We start from the raw sequence: 23,073 nt of genomic DNA on the forward strand, positions 1-23,073 counted from the left end.
GCAGCTTTTCGGGATCGTGCTCAGGAGAGTAATATGAGCAAAAGCCCCTTCGTCGTTTCGCCCGATTGGCTCGAGCAGCGCTTGAGCGAGCCCGGCCTCTCCATCCTCGATGCCTCCTGGTATCTGCCGGCGCAGAACCGCGATCCGCGCGCCGAATATGATGCCGCGCATATTCCCGGTGCGATTTTCTACGATCAGGACAAGGTTGCCGATCACGCATCCGGCCTGCCGCATACCATTCCGTCGGAGACGGATTTCGCCCAGCAGGCGAGCAGCATGGGTGTCACGGCTGACGACACAATCGTCGTCTATGATGGTCCAGGCATGTATACGGCGCCGCGCGTTTGGTGGCTGTTCCGGCTGATGGGGGCGAAGAAAGTCTTCGTACTCGACGGCGGCTTCGACCGGTGGAAAGCGGAAGGACGGCCGGTCACCGCGGAGGTGACGAAAATAGCGCCTTCGACCTTCACCGCCAAATGTGACATGGGCGGGGTGGCCAGCTTCGACAAGATGCGGCAGATCGTCGAGGACGGCTCGGTGCAGATCGCAGATGCACGTGGCCCGGGGCGGTTCAGCGGTGAAGAACCGGAACCGCGCGCGGGCATGCGCTCAGGCCACATGCCGGGTGCGCGAAACATTCCCGTCATGAGCCTTTCGCAGGACGGCGAATTGAAGGATCTCGACGCATTGAAGGACATCTTCGACAAGGCTGGCATTGATCTGACGAAGCCCGTGGTGACGACCTGCGGGTCCGGCGTGACGGCGGCGGTAATCACGCTCGCGCTGCAATCGCTCGGCCACAAGGACAATCTGCTCTATGATGGCTCGTGGAGCGAGTGGGGCAGCCGCGCCGATACACCGGTTGAAACGGGGAAGGCGGAATAGAGATGGCAAAGAAGCTGATCGCCAGGGTCACCCATCTGGAGATGACCGAGCGAAGCGCCGTTTCCGTGCCGACACCCATCGGCATCAAGCTGGCGATCATGCGCGCCAGCGACATGCCGGTGCATTATTACCGCTATCTCTACGAGCAGGTCGGCAAGCCGCACCATTGGGCGATGCGGCGAAACCAGAGCGACGCCGAGATTGCAGCGACGATCAACGCGCCAACGACCGAAATTCATGTGCTCTATGCCGATGGTTCGCCCGCGGGGTTCGTGGAACTGGATCTCGCGCGCATGCCGGAGGAGGCGGAAATCCTGTATTTCGGCCTGGTGCCGGATTTTCAGGGGCGGGGCCTCGGCAACTTCTTTCTTGCCGAAGCGATCGCCACCGCCTGGTCGCACGGGCCGCAGAAGGTGACGATCCACACCAATTCGCTGGACAGTCCGCGGGCGCTTCAACTTTACCAGAAAATGGGTTTCACGCCCGTCGGCTGGTCCGAGGAAGAAGTGCAGTCCTGGGATTGATGTCTGCAAGCTAGCGGGGCAGGTCGCTTTCGTGGGGTGCAGCCAATCGGGCGTGCAGGTGCACCGTGGCGGCGGGTAGATCGCTGTCGTCGAAGACGACGCAATTGCGACCCCGCTGCTTGGCCTGATAAAGGCATTTATCCGCCTTGCTCAGCACTTGAGAGTTCGATTCGTGCTTGGGCGCCATAGCGCATCCAATGCTGATTGTCAGTGGGTGTGTCCGGTTTGCCGTCGTATAGAAAGGCGTATTCTCCACCTCGGAACGCACCCGTTCGGCCAGACGCAATGCGGTATCCCGTGATGCGCCGGGCAGGAAGATGCAGAACTCTTCTCCCCCGATCCTGCCGACAATATCGCCTTTGCGGGTGACGTTCTGCAGAGCAAATGCGATGATCTTGAGCGCGCGGTCGCCGATCGCGTGGCCATAGGTATCGTTGATGCTCTTGAAATGATCGGCATCGATGACAAGGGCAGCTCCAGTCTCGATACGCGAGCGGCTGATCTTCATGGCATCGAAGAACGAGCCGCGATTGAGCAGCCCCGTCATGTGGTCGACCCTTGATTTCGCCTGCAATTGCTGGTGAGCCAGTTTCAGTTCCTGCAGCGCCGCCTGGAGTCTGTGATTCTGGAGATAGGTGTAGAGCGCATTGGGAAACGCGGTAATCGCCGGGAGAACGGCTGTCATGATGAGCGGAAATGGCGTGATTTCATCGCCAATCCAAAGCAAAACCGCGCAGCAGACCAGTTCACAAAAGACAATGACGGCCAACGTCGTCAAAAATGCCTTCAGCAAAGCGGTTCTCATACTCTTTCTCGCCCCCAAGTTTTCATTGCGGGCTTGATATAGGAGCCATTGCGTGAACCCTCCATGAACGGGAAATAAACGGTTTGTTCAGTCTGCACTCATAATGGAGGGTGATTGGTTTCCAGGCTAAAATTTTGGCATCGTTCAGTGTGCGTAATGTTTAGGCATTCTGCCGCCCAATAATCCAGCACGGCGGCATGACCTGCCCACCATGCCTTTGCCTCATTCCATTGCCACCGCCAAATACGTTGCAAAACAAGGTCCGGCAGTCCTCTTGGAGCTTGCACCTCAGCTTGGCACGACAGTTGCTTTACTCATTCCGGTCCAATCAAAACACTGGAGATGAGAAAATATGAGGGGCATGACCGCAAGTTTCACGAAATCCCTGGCTGCCGTTGCCATAGCGGCCGGCCTTGCCTGGCCATCACTGGCGCAGGCCCAGGAAGACACGATCAAGATCGGCATCCTGCATTCGCTTTCCGGCACGATGGCGATTTCCGAGACAACGCTGAAGGACGCCATGCTGATGCTCATCGACGAGCAGAACAAGAAGGGCGGTGTGTTGGGCAGGAAGCTCGAGGCTGTTGTCGTCGATCCCGCATCGAACTGGCCGCTTTTCGCCGAAAAGGCGCGCGATCTGATCTCCAAGGACAAGGTTGCTGCGGTTTTCGGCTGCTGGACGTCCGTGTCGCGCAAGTCGGTGCTGCCGGTCTTCGAGGAACTCGACAACATTCTTTTCTATCCCGTTCAGTATGAGGGCGAGGAAAGCCAGCGCAATGTCTTCTATACGGGCGCTGCGCCAAACCAGCAGGCGATCCCCGCCGTCGATTACCTCATGAGCGAGGAGGGCGGTTCGGTGAAGCGTTGGGTACTCGCCGGCACCGACTACGTCTATCCGCAGACGACCAACAAGATCCTCGAGGCCTATCTGAAGTCCAAGGGCGTCGCCGCCGAGGACATCATGATCAACTACACGCCTTTCGGTCATTCCGACTGGCAGACGATCGTGACCGACATCAAGAATTTCGGCTCCGCAGGCAAGAAGACCGCCGTGGTCTCGACCATCAACGGCGACGCCAATGTCCCCTTCTACAAGGAACTGGCCAACCAGGGCATCAAGGCCGAGGACATTCCCGTCATTGCGTTCTCCGTCGGTGAGGAGGAACTAGCCGGTCTCGATACCGCGCCGCTCGTCGGTCATCTCGCGGCGTGGAACTATTTCCAGTCGGTCGACACCGACGCCAATGCCGAGTTCATCGAGAAATGGCGCGCCTTCACCAAGAACGACAAGCGCGTGACCAATGATCCCATGGAGGCGCATTACATCGGCTTCAACATGTGGGTCAAAGCCGTCGAGAAGGCAGGAACGACCGAGCCGGACAAGGTGATCGACGCCATGATCGGTGTTTCGGTGCCAAACCTCTCCGGCGGCTATTCCGCGATGATGCCGAACCACCACATCACCAAGCCGGTGCTGATCGGCGAAATCCAGGAGGATGGCCAATTCGAAACCGTCTGGCAGACGCCGGGTCTCGTGCCGGGGGATGAGTGGTCCGATTATCTGCCCGATTCCAAGGAACTGATCGCCGATTGGCGCGCACCGATGTCCTGCGGCAATTTCAACGTCGCAACCGGCAAGTGCGGCGGCAAGGGCGTGAACTGAGGGTAAGCGTGATTGCGAGGGGCAGGCGCGTGACGCTTGCCCCTCCATTCGCCGTCCGAGCGTTTTTCGAGAGACGCCCCCCGTCGTACCAGCTCATCGATTGCAACTGACAAAAGGCCAGTGATGCCCGTCCTCCGAATTTTTCGCCTGATTTTTATCCTGATCGCGGTCATGGCCGGACCGGCCCGCGCCGACGATGCGGCGCTGCGGACCATGCTGAATGGTCTTGCCAATGCCGATGGTTTCGCAGCCATCGAGAAGATCGTTGGGGACATCGCGGCGACCGGCGATCCGAAGGCCGAGCGGGCGCTGGGCGCTCTTTCGTCGGGCGATCTTTATGTGCGCAAGGCCGACAAGACAGTGCTTATCGGCAAAAGCAAGACCGGCGGTTACGTCCTGTCCGATCCGCTGACCGGCGATGTCGCCGGCGAAGCCAAGCGCAGCGAAGTCGAGAAGATCAAGGTCAACAACACGCTGCGTCGGGTGGTGCGCGAGGCGCTGGGTGGACTGACGCTTGCGTCCGTCGATCCGCGTGCGCGGCTCAACGCCGCCGAAACCATTTTCAAGTCGGGCGATCCGCATGCCATTCCGACGCTCGACGCAGCCATCGCGCGGGAAACCGATCCTGCCGTGAAGGAGCGTTTGATGGAGGCGCGAGCCTCGGCGACGCTCAAGGCGCAAGCGCCGGTGGCGGAAACCACGGCGGCTCTCGAAACCATCGCAGGACGTGGCGACCGCGAAGCGCTGTCGCTGCTCAAATCCTATGAGGCCGGCGCACAAGGCGAGCTCAAGGACGCGGCCGGAGCTGCGATCGCCAAGATCGAGCAAACGCTGGCGCTCTGGGCGGCGGGACAGAACGTCTGGTACGGGATTTCGCTCGGCTCGGTGCTGCTGCTGGCGGCCGTTGGCCTTGCGATCACCTTCGGCGTCATGGGCGTCATCAACATGGCGCATGGCGAAATGGTGATGATCGGCGCATACACCACCTTTGTGGTGCAGGACCTGATCCGGCAATACAGCCCTGATCTGTTCGACTGGTCGCTGCCCATCGCCCTGCCGCTCGCCTTTTTGGTTTCGGCGGGGGTGGGGCTCATCATCGAGCGCGGCATCATCCGTTTCCTCTACGGGCGTCCGCTGGAGACGCTGCTTGCGACATGGGGCGTGTCACTGGTGCTGCAGCAGACGGTGCGCAGCCTGTTCGGCCCGACGAACCGCGAGGTCGGCAATCCGTCCTGGATGTCAGGCGCGTTCCAGCTCGGCGAACTGACCATTACCTGGAACCGCCTGTGGATCGTCGTCTTCGCTCTGATCGTCTTCGCGCTTCTGCTCTACGTGCTCAATCGCACCGCGCTTGGCCTGCAGATGCGGGCGGTGACGCAGAACCGGCGTATGGCGTCGTCCATGGGGATCCGCACGCCATGGATCGACGCGATGACCTTCGCGCTCGGTTCCGGTATTGCCGGCATCGCGGGCGTGGCGCTGTCGCAGATCGACAATGTGTCGCCCGATCTCGGGCAGGGATACATCATCGACAGTTTCATGGTGGTTGTGTTCGGCGGCGTCGGCAATCTCTGGGGCACGCTGGTCGGCGCCTTCACGCTGGGCGTACTCAACAAGTTCCTCGAACCCTATGCGGGAGCGGTGCTGGGCAAGATCGCAGTGCTGATCCTCATCATCCTTTTCATCCAGAAGCGGCCACGCGGCCTTTTCGCACTCAAGGGAAGGGCGGTGGAAGCATGATCACCCGTTTTCTCGCGGGCGGCCTCGAGCGCCGCATCAATATCCTTCTCGCGATTCTCGTCGCCGCCGCCGTTCTGGTGCCTGTCCTGCATCTTGCGGTTCCGGCATCGAGCCCCCTGCATATGCCTACCTATGTTGTCGCGCTTGTCGGAAAGTACCTGACCTATGCGCTTCTGGCGCTGGCGCTCGATCTCGTATGGGGCTTCTGCGGCATTCTCTCGCTCGGTCACGCCGCCTTCTTCGCCCTCGGCGGCTATGCGATGGGCATGTATCTCATGCGCCAGATCGGCGCGCGCAGCGTCTATGGCAATCCTGATCTGCCCGATTTCATGGTCTTCCTCAACTGGAAGGAACTGCCGTGGTTCTGGCATGGTTTCGACCATTTCTGGTTCGCCATGCTGATGGTGATGGCCGTGCCGGGGTTGCTCGCCTTCGTCTTCGGATGGTTCGCCTTCCGCTCGCGCATCACGGGCGTCTATCTCTCGATCATCACCCAGGCGCTGACTTATGCGCTGATGCTCGCCTTCTTCCGCAACAATATGGGCTTCGGCGGTAACAATGGTCTGACCGACTTCAAGGACATTCTGGGCTTCAACATCCAGGCCGACGCAACCCGCTCGGCGCTCTTTGCGGCAAGCGCGCTGGCGCTGGCGCTGGGCGTCCTCGTCACCTCGGCTCTGGTCCGCTCCAAATACGGCAAGCTGCTGATCGCCGCCCGGGACGCGGAAAGCCGGATGCGCTTTCTCGGTTACAGGCCTGAAAACATCAAGCTTTTCGCCTTCACCCTTTCCGCCGTCATGGCGGGGATCGCCGGCGCGCTCTACGTGCCGCAGGTCGGCATCATCAATCCCGGCGAGTTCGCGCCGGCCAATTCCATCGAGGTGGTGGTATGGACCGCCGTCGGGGGACGCGGAACCATCATCGGCCCGATCATCGGCGCGCTTTTGGTCAATGGCGGAAAAAGCTGGTTCACCGGCGCTCTGCCCGAGCTCTGGCTGTTCGCTCTCGGCGCGCTTTTCATCGCCACGACCCTGTTCCTGCCGAAGGGCATCGTCGGCGCATGGGAGGAATGGTGGAAGCAAAGACGGGAACGCGATGGCAGGGCGCCCATGATGTCCGCCAGAAATCCAATCGAGAGCCCGGCGGAGTGACATGATGTCAGCTAAAACAACGACGAGCATTCTCTACCTCGACGGTGTCTCCGTCTCCTTCGACGGTTTTCGCGCCATCAATAATCTTTCGCTGGTGCTGGAACCCGGCGAGATGCGCGCCATCATCGGACCGAACGGAGCCGGCAAGACGACGATGATGGACATCATCACCGGCAAGACCCGGCCGGATGAGGGCGAGGTGTTCTTCGACGGCAGGGTCGATCTCACCAAGCATGATGAATCCGAGATCGCCATGCTGGGCATCGGCCGCAAGTTCCAGAAGCCCACGGTCTTCGAAAGCCATACGGTCGAGGACAATCTGGTGCTGGCGTTGGCCGGGCCGCGCAAGGCGATCCCGGCGCTCTTCCATCGCCAGACCAAGGCGGAGCGCGAGCGCATCGACGAAATCCTCCAGACGATCAGGCTCACCGCACGGCGCGACGAACTGGCGGCGGCGCTCAGCCATGGTCAGAAGCAATGGCTGGAGATCGGCATGCTCCTGGCGCAGGACCCCAAGCTGCTGCTGGTGGACGAGCCCGTGGCGGGGATGACCGACGCCGAAACCGAGGAGACGGCGCGGCTCCTGCGCGAGATCGCGCAGACCCGTTCGGTCATCGTGGTCGAGCACGACATGCAGTTCGTCCGCGAGCTGGATGTGAAGGTCACCTGCCTGCATGAAGGCACCGTGTTGGCGGAAGGTTCGCTTGACCAGGTGAGCGGCGACAGTCGTGTGATCGAGGTCTACCTGGGACGATGAGGGCCTGGGAATTATGATGGGAAGCCGAATGCTGAGCGTTGACAATATCTCCCTTTATTATGGCGCCGCACAGGCGCTGCGCGGCGTCTCCATCGAGGTGAAGCCGCAGAGCGTGACCTGCGTGCTGGGGCGCAACGGCGTTGGCAAGTCGAGTATGCTGCGCGCCATCGTCGGCCATCAGCCTGTTGCATCGGGCGCCATCAGCTTCGAGGGCGACGCGCTCGATCGCAAGCCCGCCTATGATCGGGCGAGGGCGGGGATCGCCTATGTGCCGCAGGGGCGTGAGATCTTTCCGCTCATGTCGGTGAAGGAAAATCTGGCGACGGGCTATGCCGCCGTGAAACCGCGGGACCGCAATGTGCCGCCTGAAGTGTTCGAGCTCTTTCCGGTGCTGAAATCCATGCTGGGCCGCCGGGGAGGCGACCTCTCCGGCGGACAGCAGCAGCAACTGGCCATCGGACGGGCGCTGGTGGCGCGGCCGAAGCTGCTCGTGCTGGACGAGCCGACCGAGGGGATACAGCCCTCCATCATCAAGGATATCGGCCGGGCCATCCGTTACCTGCGCGACCACAGCGGCCTCGCCATCCTGCTGGTCGAACAATATCTCGATTTCTGCCGGGAGCTCGCCGATCACGTCTACGTCATGGACCGTGGCGAGATCGTCCATTCCGGCGATGCGGCGAGCCTCGACAGGCCGGAAGTCCGTCGGTTCCTGACGGTTTGATAGGTTCGCAATCCGAGGTGCGAAGCACTCGACATTACATGCACATGGTCTCTCTCACCGGAACCATATCGGCGAGCAGGCGTTGGGAGAACACGTCCTCTGGGTGGGGCGGAGGGCAGTTCCCCAGCACAGAAAGGTACGACCATGGGCTTTTTCTCAAAAGACATCCATTCGATGGATGACCTTTTCGTCCACACGATGCAGGATATCTATTACGCCGAAAAACAGATCGCCAAAGCGCTTCCGGACATGATGGAAAAGACCAGCAATCCGGAACTTAAAATGAGCTTCGAGACGCATCTGGGCGAAACCCAGAACCATGTCCGGCGCTTGGAAGAGGCTTTCGATCTCTATGGTATAGAAGCCAAGGGCGTCAATTGTCCGGCAATCGACGGCATTATTGAGGAAACCAACGAGATCGTGGGAGAAGTTGATGATCCGACGGTCATGGACGCGGCGCTGATCGCGGCCGCTCAGGCAGTGGAGCACTATGAGATCACGCGCTACGGCACGCTGATCGCATGGGCCAAGGAACTCGGCCGCTCGGATTGCGCTGCGCTCTTCCAGCAGAATCTGGCGGAAGAAAAGGCAACTGACCAGAAGCTCACCGATCTGGCTGAAAGCAACGTGAATCGAAGAGCCGCCTGACGTTCAGGCATGAAGCGATTCTGATTCTCGTCAGGAGCCGCTCTAGCGTCGGGATTAGGCGGCAGTGTCGCCCAATCCTGGCCAAGCGTCAAAGCGGCGGTTGCAGAGCGCTTGGGCCGAGCCGAACAAACGGCGAAAAACACGACGGGCACGGCTCCATTTTTCTGTACCCTTGCAATGTAGGATCGGCTATGCCCTGCTATTGTTTGGCGGCGGAATGCCGGAGAGGTATTTCCGCAATATGGTCGATATGAGGGTTTAATGCTGAAGAATATTGATCCGGCTCTGAATGCGGACGTGTTGTATGCTCTGCGCTCCATGGGCCATGGAGACACGCTTGTCCTCACGGACACTAATTTTCCTTCCGACGCTATTGCGCGGCAGACGGCGCTCGGAAGGCTTCTGCGGATCGACAATGTCTCCGCCGCCCGGGCCATCAAAGCCATTTTGTCGGTGCTGCCGTTGGACACACCATTGCAGCCCTCCGTTGGGCGCATGGAGATCATGGGCGCGCCTGGCGAAATTCCTGGCGTGCAGGGGGAAGTGCAGGCCGAGATCGACAAGATGGAGGGAAAAAGCACGCCAATGTACGGTATCGAACGCTTTGCCTTCTACGAACAGGCGAAGAAGGCCTATTGCGTGATCACCACAGGGGAAACCCGGTTTTACGGTTGCTTCCTGCTGACCAAGGGTGTGATTCCCCCTGAAGCGATGTGAGACGAAGTCGAGTGCTTACCCAATGGGCGCTCAGAAGAAGAAATACCAGAGCAGGATTACTACAAAAAGCGGAACACCCATCATCCATAAAATTCCGGCGCGAAGCATGGCTCTCTCCTTTTTTTCATTGACGGTACAACGCTTCGCCTGGGCTTTCGTTCCCGAACATTGGGCAGTGCGGCGTGAACTGCGAGGTGAATGGGCTGTTGATCGAACATCGCTCCGATCCCGCCTATTCTCTTAACCGTGGAACCTGTGCCATAGGATGATCTTCCAAGAGAGCGATTCCATGGTGCAGATGCAGTCCCGCTTCGACCCGCTGTTTGACGGCGAGCGTACGAAAAATCCCCTTGCCGTCCTGAAGCAGGTCTACGGTTACCCTGCCTTCCGCGGCAAGCAGGCCGATGTCATCGCTCGCGTCGTCTCGGGGGGAGATGCGGTCGTTCTGTTTCCCACGGGCGCCGGGAAATCCTTGTGCTTCCAGATCCCGGCGCTCTGCCGCGATGGCATTGGCATCGTCGTTTCCCCGTTGATCGCGCTGATGCGTGACCAGGTGGAAGCGTTGAAGCAACTTGGCGTGCGGGCCGCCGCGCTGAATTCCTCGCTGACGCGCGAGGAGCTTTTGGATGTCCGCCGGGCGATCGCCGACGGCGCTCTCGATCTTCTCTATGTCACGCCGGAGCGCATTGTGACGCCCGGTTTCAAGGATATGGTCCGCAATGCCAGGATTGCACTGTTTGCCATAGACGAGGCGCATTGCGTTTCCCAATGGGGCCATGATTTCCGCCCGGAATATCGCGAACTCGGCCATCTCTCGGAGGCATATCCCGGCGTGCCGCGCATGGCTCTGACGGCGACCGCCGACCCCCATACCCGCGAAGACATTATCGACAAGCTCAATCTACACTCGGCGGAGGTCTTCACGACCTCGTTCGACCGGCCGAACATCGCCTATGAAATCGTCGAGCGCGATCAGCCGCGCCAGCAACTCCTGCGCTTCCTCACGCGCCACAAGGGCTCGAGCGGGATCGTCTATTGCCTCTCGCGCGCCAAGGTCGAGGACACGGCCGAATGGCTGAACGGGCAGGGGATTCGCGCACTTGCCTATCATGCGGGCATGGACCGCGCCGTTCGCGACGCCAATCAGGATGCTTTCCTGAAGGAGGAAAATCTCTGCCTTGTCGCCACAGTTGCCTTCGGTATGGGCATCGACAAGCCGAATGTGCGCTATGTTGCGCATCTCGATCTGCCGGGCTCCGTCGAGGCTTACTATCAGGAAACGGGCCGCGCCGGTCGTGACGGGCTGCCCTCCGACGTCTGGATGGCCTATGGCATGGCCGATGTCATCCAGCGTGGCCGGATGATCGATGAAGGCAATTCGGGTGACGATATCAAGCGTGTCGAACGCGCCAAGCTCAATGCGCTGCTCGGCATCTGCGAAACGCCCGGCTGCCGCAGGCAGGCGATCCTGGCCCATTTCGGCGAGGCGCATGCGGGCGGCTGCGGCAATTGCGATACCTGCCTGAAGCCGGTCGAGACCTGGGACGGAACGGACGCTGCCATCAAGGCGCTGGCTGCGATCTACCGGACTGGCGAGCGCTTCGGCACCGGCCATCTCATCGACGTGCTGCTCGGCAATGATAACGAGAAGACTACCCGCTTCGGCCATACGGACATGCCAGTTTTCGGCGCGGGCAAGGATATTGCAGCCAAGACCTGGCAGTCGGTCTACCGCCAGCTTCTCGCCGCCGGTCTGGTCAGCGTCGATCACAACGCCTTCGGCGCGCTGAAGCTGGAGCCGGGAGCCCGCGCCGTCTTCAAGCGCGAACGCGAAGTCCGCTTCCGCAAGGATCGTCCGACAGGCGCAAAGGCTTCGAAAAACGGATCATCGCGTTCTGTAAACGCCAAATCCGCGCTTGAGGGATCTGACATGGAGCTTTTCGAGGCTCTTCGCGCGGCCAGAACGACAATCGCCAAGGAACTCTCGGTCCCGCCCTATGTCGTCTTTCCAGACACGACACTGGTGGCGTTCGCTACCGAGCGTCCGACGACCCGCGCCGCGCTTCTCGGTATCTCCGGCGTCGGCCAGTCAAAGCTGGAGCGCTACGGCGATGCCTTCTTGAAGGTCATGCGGGCGCATCAGATTTAGGCATACCGCAGATTTAGGCATACCGCCGCTCCCTGACCGGGGGCGGCGGCCTTTTTGCGCTCAGCGACGTTCGGTTCACTATTTAACGGCAACCTTCCGGGGTTCCCGCAGCAGTTCCTGCTGCTGTCCCGCCGGTAGTCGATGTATCAGGGCAATCCGTACGACCTGTGGTGCCGCTTGGGGTTTGCTGAGTATTGCCGCTTCCGCTCATATCGCCAGAGTTGCCGCCCGACGTTCCGTTTCCAGCGCCGGCGGGCGCGGTGGTGTTGTTGTTATCGGAGCCGGTTCCAGTACCGCTGCTTGCTCCACCGGTCGTCCCGGTGCCAGTCCCGGACGTGCCTCCGGTATCTCCGCCTGAACCCGAGCCTCCGGAAGTCTGCGCCATGGCTGCCGTGGCCATCGCTGCGGAAACAAGCGAAACTGCAATCAATCTACGCAACATGGTGTGGTCTCCTTTTAGGTTATGACGACAGCCACAAACCGTGGAGACCATCCAATGTTCCCGCTTTATTTCGCATATGAAGCCGGGAACCAATGGGAACGGTTGCCGATTGAAAAAACGGACCCTTCAGGCTTCAGATCAAGGGGGGTGATGCATGGCGGAAATGAAACTTGATATGGAGGATCTTCGTGTCATCACTGCATATGCCGCTGAAGGTGCAGCAGATGTATTGGAGATATTCGAAAGTGTTTCCCTCTGATTGCCGTCCGCGTGAGGCGATCGATACCGCGTGGACATTTGCGCGAGGGGGCAAACGTGTGAAGGCACTTCGCGACGCAGCCTGGGGCGCTCTAAAGGCGGCTCAGGGGTCCGAACATGCGGCGGCAAGCGAGGCTGCGCGGGCCGCTATGTGCGCCTCGGCCGCTGCCTATCTTCATCCGCTGCCCCGCTCGACGCAGGTTCGGCACATTCTTGGCGCGGCGGCCCACGCCGCCCGAGCTGCTGAACTTGCAAATGACGAGACGCCAGGTATCGGCGCAAACTATGCAGAACGCGCTGTAGGACGAGCGAGCCCGAGGGTTGTGGAGATACTATGTCGTTTCCCTCCAGCGCCTCCTGGCGGCGGTCGTGCAGGAGAACTCCTTCGTTGCATCGATCATGCGCTCCGCAGCACTTCTTCGTAGAAGTATCATTGGCCGCGCCGGCCAACGCCGCTTCACCACCAATTTCGTCACCTCCGACGACTAAGACCCGTGCCTGAAATCGCCAAACCACCATCCGCTAGCTGATCTGATTTTGCCTCGCGCCCTTCACGGGTCGCGGGGCTTATTTTTGCGTTTGGAACTAAGTCATTGATCATGCCGTTGAAGACGAATGGAAAACCGCCTCGCAGCCATGCAGGCCTGTCTTGATGTCATGGAGGGTAGCCGATGTCAGAGGATGATGAACGCTTTCAGGTTTCATTGCCACGCACGGGCGGTGATTTAACCATAGCCGAAGTACGATCGGACGGCTCAGTGATCATAACCGATGGCGTCCGGCACGGATACTATGCGCCGCAGGACGGACAGCAGGCTCTTGAAGGGCAGCCCCGCCTCGTGCCGTCCTCCACCGAATCAGGAAATTTCGGTGAGGCGGTGCGTGTGACGCTTACGGACGGGCAGCGGGAAGTGGCGTATACCCCTTTCTCGGCGGATTATTCCCCGCAAAATGCGCCTGCTGTTTAACTTTGTCACATGGTCATGGACCGGGGCGCTCAGCAATCTTGCTGAACCGACAACCAGTTGTTTCCCCAGAACTGATCACATTCTTGATCCATCCATACATAGCAACCTGATTGCCGGTTACGGCAATACGGCGCAACCCGTTGTTCCAGATTAGTGTATGATTTCAGGAGAAATGTAGGCCTGAGCGCCTGCTGTAAAGCAGGGGTAACGCTAATAATTTGTTTAAGTTTTATCTATTCACAGGATTGCATCTGTACAATATTGCTAAACTTCGAATTCTTGGTATCTGTAAGAATAAATTTCAGTCTTTGTCGGCATAGGTATCGATGGATTCTGTGTTGCGATTATAGTTCAGGCGAAAAGACGCATCTCTGATGCTGTCTATTATCTGGGGGTTGCGGAATATCAGTGCATTTTCTCTGATATCCGTATGGGAGAGGGAATGGCAGGATGAATTATAAAAGTCAGCCGCTCGCGCCGGCTCATTATCTGGAAAAGCGTTTTAAGAAACTACTCTATTCCGTTTCAGTGATAGCAATGGCCCATATGAGCTTGGGTGCTCCGGCCATCGCCGCAGATAACCACTGGAAAGGCGACGATGGCGAATGGACCGAATCCGGCAACTGGTCTCTAAACCACGCTCCCGTCGGCACTGAAAACGTCATCATTAACATGGGCGCCGGCGCAGCAGTGTTGCCCGTAGTCGAAGATGCCATCACCAATTTCCAGGGATCCATCACGGTCGGAGGACAATCCGGGACAGCATTGGATTCCGGGGGGCTGGCGATCCAGGACGGCGGATCCATCACACAGGATAAAATGCAGCTCTTCATCTACGGGTTAGGGGCAATGCCGAGTGTGACCGTTACCGGAAAAAATTCGGGCACCGGTGAACAGTCCAAGCTCGTCAGCTCTGGCCCCGCGATCGGCGTGGTGAGGGTGGGCGGAGGCCCGAATCCTGATCCCGCTAATAGACTCTTCCAGGGAAGGCTTAACGTCTTGAATGGCGGTTCGATCAGCGGTTCCCAAATCGAAATTGGGCGGGACGTAGGTTCTACGGGCTACGTGACGGTTGATGGTCAGGGCTCAAACATAGATGTTCCTGCAGCGCGCGGGGAAGGCCATGTGAGCGTGGGATATTATGGAAACGGCACGCTCGTCATATCGAATGGCGGTACTGTCCGCAGCGAGGTCGGGGAACTTGCAACGGGCGATACTTCCCGCAGGGCCGGCCACGCAACGGTGCAGGTCACGGGGAAGGATTCCGCCTGGACGATCTTCGGAGGCGTGCTCATCCATGTCGGCGGTTGGGGCACCGGCACGCTCGATATCGCGGATGGCGGTAAAGTCGATGCCATGTCATCGGTAATCAACATTGGCGATAATCTGTCGGGCAAGGGCACGGTCAGCGTCGATGGTCCCAATTCCTTATTGACCAATACCGCCGCTATCTCCGTTGGCAATGCTGGGAAGGGCACGCTTACGGTCTCGAATGGGGGCAGTGTTTCGACCACCGCCGCCTTGAACATCGCAGTCGCCCACGGTTCGACCGGAACATTGAACATCGGTGCTGCGCCGGCGGCAACCGCCGTGGCAGCCGGCACGGTCGCCGCCAGCGGGGTGAAATTCGGAGCCGGCACGGGCACGATCAATTTCAACCACACTGATACCGGCTACGTCTTCGCGCCCGCCATTTCCGGGAACGGAACGGTCAATCAGATTGCCGGCACCACTATTCTTACCGGCGCCAACACCTATACCGGCGTAACCAATATCTCGGGCGGCGTTCTGCAAATCGGCAATGGCGCAACGGCAGGCAGCATCGCCGGCGACATCAACAACGATGCCATGCTCGTCTTCAAACGCTCCGACCCATACGCCTATAGCGGGCTGATCAGCGGAAACGGCACCGTGACTCATGCCGGTTCCGGAGAGCTGACGCTCACCGGTGCCAACACCTACAAGGGCGGAACGGTGGTAAATGGCGGCGGCGTGCTGTCGGTTTCGCGGGACACCAATCTAGGAGATCCCTCGGGTGGATTGACGCTGGATTCGGGTGCGCTGCGGGTGATCGGCAGGAACTACACCTCGACAAGCCGCACCATCAATGTGGGCAGCGGTGGCGGCGCCATCGATATCGCGGATGCCAATAACGAGTTCACGGACTCCGGTGCCGTGACCGGCCCTGGCGAACTCAAAAAACTCGGCGTCGGTACCCTGATACTGGCCGGCGACAGCAGCGGCTTTGCCGGGAACACCATAGTTGAGCAGGGCATCCTAAGGGTGAATGAGACGCTCGGCGGGACAATGAATGTCAGCGCCTCAGGCACGCTCAGCGGTACCGGCACCGTAGTGGGTGATACCACTGTCCTGGGTACCTTGGTCGGCGTGCAGGGCCAGCAGCTGAAATTCGGTGGCAATCTCGTGCTCAACAGCGTTGCCAAAATCGATGTCTCGCTCGGTGTACCGGAGACGACGGGTCTGTTCGATGTCGCGGGCGATCTTACGCTGGACGGCACGCTTGATATCCACGATCTCGGCGGCTTCAGCCCCGGCCTATACCGGCTGTTCAATTACAACGGTGCGCTCACCAATAACGGGCTCGATTTGGGCACATTGCCGGACGGTATCCTGCAAACCGATCTCACCGTGCAAACATCCGTGGCAAAAGAGGTCAATCTGATCAATACCGCCGGTGTGACCCTCAGCTATTGGGATGGCGGCAACACCGCGCAACATGACAATGGGACAGTCGATGGCGGATCCGGCATCTGGAACCGGCCAAACGACAACTGGACCGAGATGGACGGCGCGTTCAACCGCATGTGGAGCAACGGGAATTTTGCCATTTTCCAGGGAACGGCAGGAACGGTAACTGTTGACGACAGTAACGGCGCCATATCGGTCGCCGGCATGCAATTCACAGTCGATGGCTATCGTATCGAAGGCGATGCCATCTCGCTTGATGCCGACCTTACCATCATCCGCACCGGAACTGGCTTCGGCAACGCGGCGCTGACCGCCACGATCGCCTCGGAGCTGACCGGAGCTGGCCGGCTCGTGAAAACCGATAGCGGCACTCTGGTGCTTGCCGGCACCAACAGCTATCTCGGCGGCACCACTATCCAGCACGGCACCCTCTCTGTCTCCGCCGATGCCAATCTTGGCGATCTGTCAGGTGGACTTGCCTTCGGTGACGGTACGCTCCGCAATACGGCGGTGTTCAGTTCCGACCGCCTGGTGACAATCAACGGCACCGGCAATTTCCAGACCGATGCCGACTTGGCGTGGAACGGCAATATCACCGGCGGTGGTTCCCTCTTCAAGACCGGAGCTGCCACCCTGACGTTGACCGGCAGCAATGATTACCAGGGAGGAACCTTCTTCGAGGAAGGCGTTGTTTCGGTCTCGGCCGATAATAATCTTGGCGCGGCCTCCGGCGAACTCATCTTCGGTGGCGGCACACTCCGGAATACCGCCGCGTTCAGTACCCCGCGTCCGATAACGTTTGACGATGGCGGCGGCACCTTTCAGACCGATGCCGACCTGACACTCAGCGGCCCGCTCGACGGTCATGCAGGATTGACCAAAACCGGCTCAGCCACACTTCTCCTGACGGGCGCCGGCAGCTATCTGGGGAACACGACGGTAAAGGCCGGAACACTTGCGGCAGGCGCGGCGAATGTCTTCAGTACAACGTCCGATTTCACCGTTGAGACAGGCGGTACGCTCGACCTGAAGGGTTTTGACCAGACGCTGACATCGCTCACCAATGCCGGCACGGTGAACCTCGGCGGCGACACGCCCGGAACGACGCTGACAGTAAATGGCGATTATGTCGGCCAGGGCGGTACGATCATCGTCAACAGCGTACTTGGCTACGACGATTCGAAAACCCACCGCATGCATGTCACCGGCACGACTTCGGGCACTAGCGCGATTGCCGTCAAGAATATGGGTGGCAACGGCGCTTTGACCAATGAGGGCATCAAGATCATTGATGTTGACGGCGCTTCCGGCGCTACCTTCACGCTCTTGGCCGATTACACCTTCCAGGGCCAGCCGGCAGTGGTCGGTGGCGCCTATGCCTACCGGCTCTACAAGAACGGGATTTCGACGCCCACTGACGGCGACTGGTATCTGCGCACGAACCTTCAAGGCAGCCCCTTGCAACCTGGACCAGGTCCTGGGACCCCTCCCAATCCTGGCGATCCGCTGCAGCCGGGGCCGGGGCCTGTGATCCCGCACTACCAGCCGGGCGTTCCGATCTACGAGGCTTATGCCGAGGTGCTGCAGCAGTTGAATGCAATGGGCACGCTGCGTGAGCGCGTGGGCAACCGCTACTGGCGCGGCGCGGCCAATCCGGTCATCGAGGAAGGCGACGGACCGGGGGAGATTGAAGCCGCTCCTTCGCCCGATGTCGATGCGGCGTCCGCCGTCTGGGGGCGGATCGAAGGAGCGCATGGCCGCTTCGAGCCGAAATATTCCACCAGCGCCACAAGCTACGACATCGACATGGTCAAGCTGCGGGCCGGTCTCGACGGCCTGCTTTACGAGACGGAAGCCGGACGCTTGATCGGAGGCCTGACCGTGCATTACGGCCATGCCAAGGCGGATGTCAGCGCGGTGCACGGCGATGGCAGCATCAAGACCGACGGCTATGGTTTCGGCGGCACGCTGACCTTCTATGGCGAGGAGGGGGGATATTTCGACGCTCAGGCGCGAACCACCTGGTATCGCAGCGATCTCAATTCGCAGACGGCGCAACAGACGCTCACCGACGGCAATGACGGCTTCGGCTATGCCTTGAGCCTGGAAGCGGGCAAGCGCATTGCCATCGATCCAAGCTGGACGCTGACGCCGCAGGCGCAGATCACCTGGTCGCAGGTGGAGTTCGACGGCTTCACCGATCCGTTCGGGGCGGACGTGTCGCACGACAGGAGCGACAGCCTGAAGGGCCGGCTGGGCATTGCGGCCGATTACGGCCGGGCATGGCGCGGTGACGACGGCATGCTGGTGCAGAGCAATGTCTATGCCATCGCCAATCTCACCCATGAGTTCCGCGAGGGCAGCCGGATCGAGGTGTCGGAGGTGAGCTTTGCCAGCGAGAACGAGCGGACCTGGGCCGGTATCGGCACCGGCGGCACCTATAGCTGGGCTGATGGCAGATACGCGCTCTATGGCGAGGTTTCGGTCGACACCAGCCTGGAGAACTTCGCCGACAGCTATAAGCTCAACGGCAATCTCGGGCTGAAGGTCACATGGTAGGGGGCCCCGGAGCTCTCTAGGTGCCATTAACATTGGCCAGAGTTCCCGGAGGCATAGTTCGCCTGGGCTTTGCCTCCGGTATTCGCCAAAGCCAATTTTAGCTTGGAGACATGTTCATCGGTCAACATACGCGTTCCATTGACGCGTCTGTTTGTAGATACCGGCCGGAGGGGCGTTGCGGGCTTGTGACTTTTTCCGAAGCAGCGCAGACACGGCCAGGATCAACACGCCGCTCGCGGAGAATTCCAAGACTTCTTCCAGGATCGCTGCTTTATACGACGTTATGAGATCGAGGGTTACGGCGCTTGCGAGCATGCACACGGCCACAGCCAGACGGAATTCGAATGCCCTCGAAAGAATATACCTGACGCTCGCCTGAGCCTTTTGTCGAAACAGGGCCAAAAGTACGCCCGCGGCGGCCACGAGGAGCGCCATCCCTGTCGCTATCACGAGCAGCTCGGTACGTCCTGCGTCGTTTAGCAGGCGAACGAGGAGAATGATGATGTCATGGCCGCCGTCAAATTCTCCGCCGCCGCTCATCTGCGGCATTTGAAGACCAAAAATACGCGCACCGAAACTGATCTCGCTGAGAAAGAGTATCAAGGACAGCCCGCTCGTGCCGACGAGGATGCTCCTCTCAGTTGAGGTCACAAAGGCACTCTTAAAAGCCGCACGCAACGCGAGCAGCGAGGCCGCCGCAAACCCCGCAGCGCCCAGGCTCTCCCCGATGCCGTCTTCAACCAACAAATCCGGCCTGGAAAGGCCGATGGTGAAAAGCAGGATCACACAGGCGACCACCACACAGATAAACACCTGATTCTCGCGGCTCATTATACCTTCTTTTCTCAATCCCCTCCGCTCTGACATAAAACTGTCATAAGCCGCTTCTGTAAAGAGCTGGCGCCGAGGGGAGCAACGGCGACTTGGGCTCAAAATTACAGTTTCATGACACCAGGATGCCGATAGCCGGCTAAGGCCTCGTGGGAGCCTGGTTAGATTCTGGGGAGTCCCGGATGAGATTTTGGCAAGCGCCCGGTTAGATTCGGATGAGAACGCCCTTCTGACGATGCCCTTTGATCGCAGATATCGGTGCCAGCCGGCAGCGATTCTTCTCTGGAACGGTTCCACGAGCTACCGAAGATCGGGCGTTACCCGGATGTGCCGTTGGCCGATGCCCGCGGACAGGCGGCCGAACTGCGCCGGGCGGTTGCGAAGGGTACCGATCCGGTAGCCGACAAGCGGGCCTATGCAGCCTCGCAACCGGTCACCGATCTGGTCGAATGGGAACGGGCGGTGTCACCACATGGACTTGCAGCTCGGCAAAGAGTTACGAAGCCGCCGTCTCAGATTGCTGGAACAGGTCCATATTGGCTTCCCCCCAGGCCGAAAGGGATAGAAGGATCGGAATGAATGTCCGGCCCCGATCAGACAAGCTATATTCGACCTTGGGCGGCACCTGAGCGTAGACAACGCGGTTGATCAGCCCGTCGGCTTCCAATTCGCGCAGCTGATTGGTCAACGTTCTCTGCGTCACGCCGGACATCAGGCGCATCAACTCGTTGAAGCGAACCGTACCTCGTTCCTGAAGATACCAAAGCGCAACGCATTTCCATTTTCCGTCGATCAGACTGATTGCCGCCTCTACCGCGCAACCGGGATTGCTATCCAAACTGGTGTGGCGTCGCTTGACCATGGCAGTATCCTCTTGTGCACCTAGAGCAAATTTTTTGCGTATCGATAAATTTGGATATACGACTTAAATCGATCTTTACAAGATTGGAGATGCTGACATGAAAGCTGTTGGATACAAAGTTCCCGGACCGATCGAAGGCGAGGAGTCGCTAGTCGACATCAGTCTTCCCGAGCCATCGCCCACCGGCCGCGATCTTCTCGTCGAGGTGAAGGCGATTTCCGTTAACCCGGTCGATTACAAGGTTCGTCGTAGCACGGCGCCACAGGACAGCGAGTGGAAGGTGCTGGGCTGGGATGCCGCCGGCATCGTGCGCGCCGTCGGGCCGGACGTGACGCTGTTGCAGCCGGGCGACGAGATATTCTATGCCGGCTCGATCACCCGCCCAGGCACCAATGCAGAGCTGCATCTGGTCGATGAACGGATCGTCGGGAAGAAGCCTGCCTCGCTGGATTGGGCTGAAGCCGCCGCGCTGCCGTTGACGACGCTGACCGCATGGGAAGCCTTTTTCGACCGACTGGACGTGAACAAACCGGTTCCGGGCGCGGCCACCGCCATCCTGATCATCGGCGGCGCCGGTGGCGTCGGCTCGGTTGCGGTGCAGATCGCCCGCCAGCGCACCGACCTGACTGTCATCGCGACTGCCTCGCGTCTCGAGACGCAGGATTGGGTAAAGACGCTCGGCGCACATCACGTCCTCGATCACTCGAAGCCGCTGGCGGCCCAAGTAGAGGCGCTCGGCATTGGTGCGCCTGCTTTCGTATTCTCGACGACCCATACGGGCGACCATGTGGGTGAAATCGTCGAACTGATCGCGCCGCAGGGCCGCTTCTGCCTGATCGACGATCCGGCGGGCTTCGACATCATGGCGTTCAAGCGCAAGGCGGTTTCAATCCACCATGAGCTGATGTTCACGCGGCCGATCTACGGTACGCCCGACATGGCCGAACAGGGCCGTATCCTGAACGAGGCGAGTGCTCTCGTCGATGCGGGCAAACTGCGCACCACGCTGACCGAACGCCTGTCGCCGATCAATGCCGCCAATCTCAAGCACGTTCATGCGCTGCTCGAGAGCGGAAAGGCGCGGGGCAAGATCGTCCTCGAAGGCTTCTGAACCGGCGAACGCACGACCCGCCCTGACATCTTGAATAGAAGGATGAGTTGCCATGTCAGCTTATGTCGTTTTCATGCGAGACGAGACGGTCGATCCCGTCGAGCTCGAGGAATATTCCACCAAGGTCGACGCGAGCTTCGAAGGTCACGAAATGAAGCTCCTCGCGGATTACGGCGCAATCGAGACGTTGGAGGGTGACGAGATCGAAGGCGCGGTCATCCTTGATTTTCCGGATATGGATGCTGCGCGGACCTGGTATCGCAGCCCCGAATATCAGGCGACCGCACAGCACCGTTTCAAAGGGGCGCGGTATCGAGGTTTCATAGTAGCGGGACTGTAACGCCTTTCTATCGGCTGATCGCTGCCGCCAGATGCGCAACCGGGATTGAAATCGAGACCGGAATGGCGCCGCTTGACCCTTACAGTATCCTTTGTTGCACTTAAGGGCGATTTTGTGCGTATTACATATTCTATAGGTACTCCCAATATAGGCGGTATCTGCAACTAATCCTCGAAAAGGCAAGACCATGACCGATACCATGAAGGCAATTGTCCTCGAAAAGTTCGGTGGCTACGACGCGTTCGAGCTGCGCGATGTTTCCGTACCGGCTGTCGGACCGCGACAGGTCCGGGTGCGCGTTCACGCCACTGCCATCAATCCCCTGGACTATCAGATCCGCCGCGGCGACTATGTCGATTACGTGCCGCTCCCCGCCATCATCGGACACGACGTTTCCGGCGTCGTGGAAGAGAAAGGGGCGGACGTGAGCGAGTTCGAGACAGGCGACGAGGTTTACTACACGCCCAAAATCTTCGGCGGCCCCGGCTCATATGCGGAGCAGCACGTTGTCGATGTCGATCTGATCGCTCGCAAGCCGCACAATATCAGCCATCTGGAGGCTGCCAGCCTGACGCTGGTTGGCGGTACGATCTGGGAAGCCTTGGTGACCCGCGCCCAGCTTGCCGTCCATGAAACGATCTTGATCCACGGTGGCGCCGGCGGTGTGGGCACGGTGGCGATCCAGCTTGCCAAGGCGATGGGTGCGCGGGTCATCACGACGGCGCGCTCCAGCAACCGTGAATTCGTACGTTCGCTTGGAGCGGACGAGGTCATCGACTACACCTCCGATGACTATGTCTCAGCCGTGGCGGACTTGACGCATGGGCAAGGGGTGAACGTCGTGTTCGATACCATCGGCGGCGACACCCTGACGAAAAGCCCGCTCACGCTTGCGGATGCCGGACGGGTGGTCAGCATCGTCGACATCGCACAGCCGCAAAACCTGATCGAGGCGTGGGGCAAGAATGCCGCCTACCATTTCGTGTTCACCCGGCAGAACCGCGGCAAGCTCGACGCGCTGACAAACCTTGTCGAACGTGGCCTGATCAAGCCGGTGATCGGTGCCGTGCTGCCTTTGGCTCGCGTCGGCGAAGCTCATGAATTGCTCGAAGCCGGAAGCTCCCGTGGGCTTCGAGGCAAGGTGGCGATCGATGTTGTGGGCCAGACTGTCGAGCTTCCCACGCAGCGCTAGAAAACGAAAAGACAGTGGTATTTTCCCCTATAACCACT

Annotated in this window: 21 protein-coding genes and 1 pseudogene; 18 read left to right on the top strand and 4 right to left on the bottom strand. The window is 59.7% G+C overall.

Annotated elements, in window-relative coordinates:
* The first annotated feature begins 33 nt into the window (after nt 1–33).
* Entirely contained in the window at nt 34–885 is an 852-nt protein-coding gene (sseA, locus tag DUT91_RS07675) for a 3-mercaptopyruvate sulfurtransferase (RefSeq protein WP_114439811.1), read from the top strand.
* 2 nt (nt 886–887) lie between these two features.
* Nucleotides 888–1,409: a GNAT family N-acetyltransferase gene (locus DUT91_RS07680; RefSeq protein ID WP_114439812.1), complete on the top strand. Its 522-nt coding sequence runs from the start codon at nt 888–890 to the stop codon at nt 1,407–1,409.
* Between the two features lie 10 nt (nt 1,410–1,419).
* Here DUT91_RS07680 and DUT91_RS07685 read toward each other — a convergent pair whose 3' ends face one another.
* On the bottom strand, nt 1,420–2,214 hold the full coding sequence (locus tag DUT91_RS07685; protein ID WP_114439813.1) for a GGDEF domain-containing protein: 795 nt from the start codon (nt 2,212–2,214) through the stop codon (nt 1,420–1,422).
* A gap of 361 nt (nt 2,215–2,575) precedes the next feature.
* Here DUT91_RS07685 and urtA point away from each other — a divergent pair, with 361 nt between their 5' ends.
* The 8 genes from urtA to recQ all read left to right on the top strand — a co-directional run bounded on the left by urtA (nt 2,576) and on the right by recQ (nt 11,763).
* The gene (gene urtA, locus DUT91_RS07690; RefSeq protein ID WP_425373760.1) at nt 2,576–3,877 is read left to right on the top strand and encodes an urea ABC transporter substrate-binding protein; all 1,302 of its coding nucleotides are present in this window, start codon (nt 2,576–2,578) and stop codon (nt 3,875–3,877) included.
* A gap of 123 nt (nt 3,878–4,000) precedes the next feature.
* Nucleotides 4,001–5,617, top strand: a complete 1,617-nt coding sequence (urtB, locus tag DUT91_RS07695; RefSeq protein ID WP_114439815.1) for an urea ABC transporter permease subunit UrtB — start codon at nt 4,001–4,003, stop codon at nt 5,615–5,617.
* On the top strand, nt 5,614–6,768 hold the full coding sequence (urtC, locus tag DUT91_RS07700) for an urea ABC transporter permease subunit UrtC (RefSeq protein ID WP_114439816.1): 1,155 nt from the start codon (nt 5,614–5,616) through the stop codon (nt 6,766–6,768). Before urtB ends, urtC begins: the two co-directional genes overlap by 4 nt.
* A gap of 4 nt (nt 6,769–6,772) precedes the next feature.
* A complete protein-coding gene (gene urtD, locus DUT91_RS07705; RefSeq protein ID WP_114440156.1) occupies nt 6,773–7,525 on the top strand; it encodes an urea ABC transporter ATP-binding protein UrtD in 753 nt (250 codons plus the stop codon).
* 28 nt (nt 7,526–7,553) lie between these two features.
* Nucleotides 7,554–8,249: an urea ABC transporter ATP-binding subunit UrtE gene (urtE, locus tag DUT91_RS07710; protein ID WP_114439817.1), complete on the top strand. Its 696-nt coding sequence runs from the start codon at nt 7,554–7,556 to the stop codon at nt 8,247–8,249.
* 144 nt (nt 8,250–8,393) lie between these two features.
* On the top strand, nt 8,394–8,897 hold the full coding sequence (locus tag DUT91_RS07715) for a YciE/YciF ferroxidase family protein (protein ID WP_114439818.1): 504 nt from the start codon (nt 8,394–8,396) through the stop codon (nt 8,895–8,897).
* A 261-nt stretch (nt 8,898–9,158) separates the two neighbouring features.
* Complete coding sequence (locus DUT91_RS07720; RefSeq protein ID WP_114439819.1) at nt 9,159–9,614, top strand: RbsD/FucU family protein; 456 nt, start codon at nt 9,159–9,161, stop codon at nt 9,612–9,614.
* A gap of 289 nt (nt 9,615–9,903) precedes the next feature.
* A complete protein-coding gene (gene recQ / locus DUT91_RS07725; protein ID WP_114440157.1) occupies nt 9,904–11,763 on the top strand; it encodes a DNA helicase RecQ in 1,860 nt (619 codons plus the stop codon).
* 82 nt (nt 11,764–11,845) lie between these two features.
* Here the strand turns inward: recQ and DUT91_RS07730 are convergent, their stop codons facing one another.
* A complete protein-coding gene (locus DUT91_RS07730; RefSeq protein WP_114439820.1) occupies nt 11,846–12,205 on the bottom strand; it encodes a hypothetical protein in 360 nt (119 codons plus the stop codon).
* Nucleotides 12,206–12,429: 224 nt separating this feature from the next.
* Between DUT91_RS07730 and DUT91_RS27390 the strand changes: the two are divergent.
* The 4 genes and pseudogenes from DUT91_RS27390 to DUT91_RS07745 form a co-directional block, all read left to right on the top strand.
* Nucleotides 12,430–12,666 (top strand): annotated as a pseudogene (locus DUT91_RS27390) (putative immunity protein); the annotation flags it as partial.
* 118 nt (nt 12,667–12,784) lie between these two features.
* A complete protein-coding gene (locus DUT91_RS26130) occupies nt 12,785–12,952 on the top strand; it encodes a hypothetical protein (RefSeq protein ID WP_200834921.1) in 168 nt (55 codons plus the stop codon).
* A gap of 182 nt (nt 12,953–13,134) precedes the next feature.
* Nucleotides 13,135–13,431, top strand: coding sequence for a hypothetical protein (locus DUT91_RS07740; protein ID WP_114439821.1), 297 nt, complete (start codon nt 13,135–13,137; stop codon nt 13,429–13,431).
* A 450-nt stretch (nt 13,432–13,881) separates the two neighbouring features.
* Nucleotides 13,882–18,699: an autotransporter outer membrane beta-barrel domain-containing protein gene (locus DUT91_RS07745; protein WP_114439822.1), complete on the top strand. Its 4,818-nt coding sequence runs from the start codon at nt 13,882–13,884 to the stop codon at nt 18,697–18,699.
* Between the two features lie 114 nt (nt 18,700–18,813).
* Here the strand turns inward: DUT91_RS07745 and DUT91_RS07750 are convergent, their stop codons facing one another.
* Nucleotides 18,814–19,530 carry a hypothetical protein gene (locus tag DUT91_RS07750; protein WP_114439823.1) on the bottom strand — a complete coding sequence of 239 codons (717 nt, stop codon included), beginning with the start codon at nt 19,528–19,530 and terminating at the stop codon, nt 18,814–18,816.
* A 258-nt stretch (nt 19,531–19,788) separates the two neighbouring features.
* Between DUT91_RS07750 and DUT91_RS27395 the strand changes: the two genes are divergently transcribed.
* Nucleotides 19,789–20,109: an Arm DNA-binding domain-containing protein gene (locus DUT91_RS27395; RefSeq protein WP_160113633.1), complete on the top strand. Its 321-nt coding sequence runs from the start codon at nt 19,789–19,791 to the stop codon at nt 20,107–20,109.
* On the opposite strand, the gene DUT91_RS07760 is transcribed toward DUT91_RS27395, so the two are convergent.
* On the bottom strand, nt 20,027–20,392 hold the full coding sequence (locus tag DUT91_RS07760; RefSeq protein ID WP_114439825.1) for a winged helix-turn-helix transcriptional regulator: 366 nt from the start codon (nt 20,390–20,392) through the stop codon (nt 20,027–20,029). The two genes, DUT91_RS27395 and DUT91_RS07760, sit on opposite strands and share 83 nt — an antisense overlap.
* Nucleotides 20,393–20,489: 97 nt before the next feature.
* Here DUT91_RS07760 and DUT91_RS07765 point away from each other — a divergent pair, with 97 nt between their 5' ends.
* The 3 genes from DUT91_RS07765 to DUT91_RS07775 all read left to right on the top strand — a co-directional run bounded on the left by DUT91_RS07765 (nt 20,490) and on the right by DUT91_RS07775 (nt 23,035).
* A complete protein-coding gene (locus DUT91_RS07765; protein WP_114439826.1) occupies nt 20,490–21,503 on the top strand; it encodes a zinc-binding alcohol dehydrogenase family protein in 1,014 nt (337 codons plus the stop codon).
* A 52-nt stretch (nt 21,504–21,555) separates the two neighbouring features.
* Nucleotides 21,556–21,843: a DUF1330 domain-containing protein gene (locus DUT91_RS07770; protein WP_114439827.1), complete on the top strand. Its 288-nt coding sequence runs from the start codon at nt 21,556–21,558 to the stop codon at nt 21,841–21,843.
* Between the two features lie 187 nt (nt 21,844–22,030).
* A complete protein-coding gene (locus DUT91_RS07775) occupies nt 22,031–23,035 on the top strand; it encodes a zinc-dependent alcohol dehydrogenase family protein (RefSeq protein ID WP_114439828.1) in 1,005 nt (334 codons plus the stop codon).
* The last annotated feature ends 38 nt before the right edge of the window (nt 23,036–23,073 follow it).

Source organism: Paramesorhizobium salinisoli (genome assembly GCF_003335045.1).
In the GTDB taxonomy this organism is placed as follows: domain Bacteria; phylum Pseudomonadota; class Alphaproteobacteria; order Rhizobiales; family Rhizobiaceae; genus Paramesorhizobium; species Paramesorhizobium salinisoli.

Coding starts and splice junctions, on each gene's coding strand:
- DUT91_RS07765 (WP_114439826.1), top strand. CDS start 20,490: ATGAAAGCTGTTGGATACAAAGTTCCCGGACCGATCGAAGGCGAGGAG.
- urtE (WP_114439817.1), top strand. CDS start 7,554: ATGCTGAGCGTTGACAATATCTCCCTTTATTATGGCGCCGCACAGGCG.
- recQ (WP_114440157.1), top strand. CDS start 9,904: ATGGTGCAGATGCAGTCCCGCTTCGACCCGCTGTTTGACGGCGAGCGT.
- DUT91_RS07715 (WP_114439818.1), top strand. CDS start 8,394: ATGGGCTTTTTCTCAAAAGACATCCATTCGATGGATGACCTTTTCGTC.
- DUT91_RS07720 (WP_114439819.1), top strand. CDS start 9,159: ATGCTGAAGAATATTGATCCGGCTCTGAATGCGGACGTGTTGTATGCT.
- DUT91_RS07730 (WP_114439820.1), bottom strand. CDS start 12,205: ATGTTGCGTAGATTGATTGCAGTTTCGCTTGTTTCCGCAGCGATGGCC.
- DUT91_RS07740 (WP_114439821.1), top strand. CDS start 13,135: ATGTCAGAGGATGATGAACGCTTTCAGGTTTCATTGCCACGCACGGGC.
- DUT91_RS07770 (WP_114439827.1), top strand. CDS start 21,556: ATGTCAGCTTATGTCGTTTTCATGCGAGACGAGACGGTCGATCCCGTC.
- urtA (WP_425373760.1), top strand. CDS start 2,576: ATGACCGCAAGTTTCACGAAATCCCTGGCTGCCGTTGCCATAGCGGCC.
- DUT91_RS07745 (WP_114439822.1), top strand. CDS start 13,882: ATGAATTATAAAAGTCAGCCGCTCGCGCCGGCTCATTATCTGGAAAAG.
- urtB (WP_114439815.1), top strand. CDS start 4,001: ATGCCCGTCCTCCGAATTTTTCGCCTGATTTTTATCCTGATCGCGGTC.
- DUT91_RS07760 (WP_114439825.1), bottom strand. CDS start 20,392: ATGGTCAAGCGACGCCACACCAGTTTGGATAGCAATCCCGGTTGCGCG.
- urtD (WP_114440156.1), top strand. CDS start 6,773: ATGTCAGCTAAAACAACGACGAGCATTCTCTACCTCGACGGTGTCTCC.
- DUT91_RS07685 (WP_114439813.1), bottom strand. CDS start 2,214: ATGAGAACCGCTTTGCTGAAGGCATTTTTGACGACGTTGGCCGTCATT.
- urtC (WP_114439816.1), top strand. CDS start 5,614: ATGATCACCCGTTTTCTCGCGGGCGGCCTCGAGCGCCGCATCAATATC.
- sseA (WP_114439811.1), top strand. CDS start 34: ATGAGCAAAAGCCCCTTCGTCGTTTCGCCCGATTGGCTCGAGCAGCGC.
- DUT91_RS07775 (WP_114439828.1), top strand. CDS start 22,031: ATGACCGATACCATGAAGGCAATTGTCCTCGAAAAGTTCGGTGGCTAC.
- DUT91_RS07750 (WP_114439823.1), bottom strand. CDS start 19,530: ATGAGCCGCGAGAATCAGGTGTTTATCTGTGTGGTGGTCGCCTGTGTG.
- DUT91_RS07680 (WP_114439812.1), top strand. CDS start 888: ATGGCAAAGAAGCTGATCGCCAGGGTCACCCATCTGGAGATGACCGAG.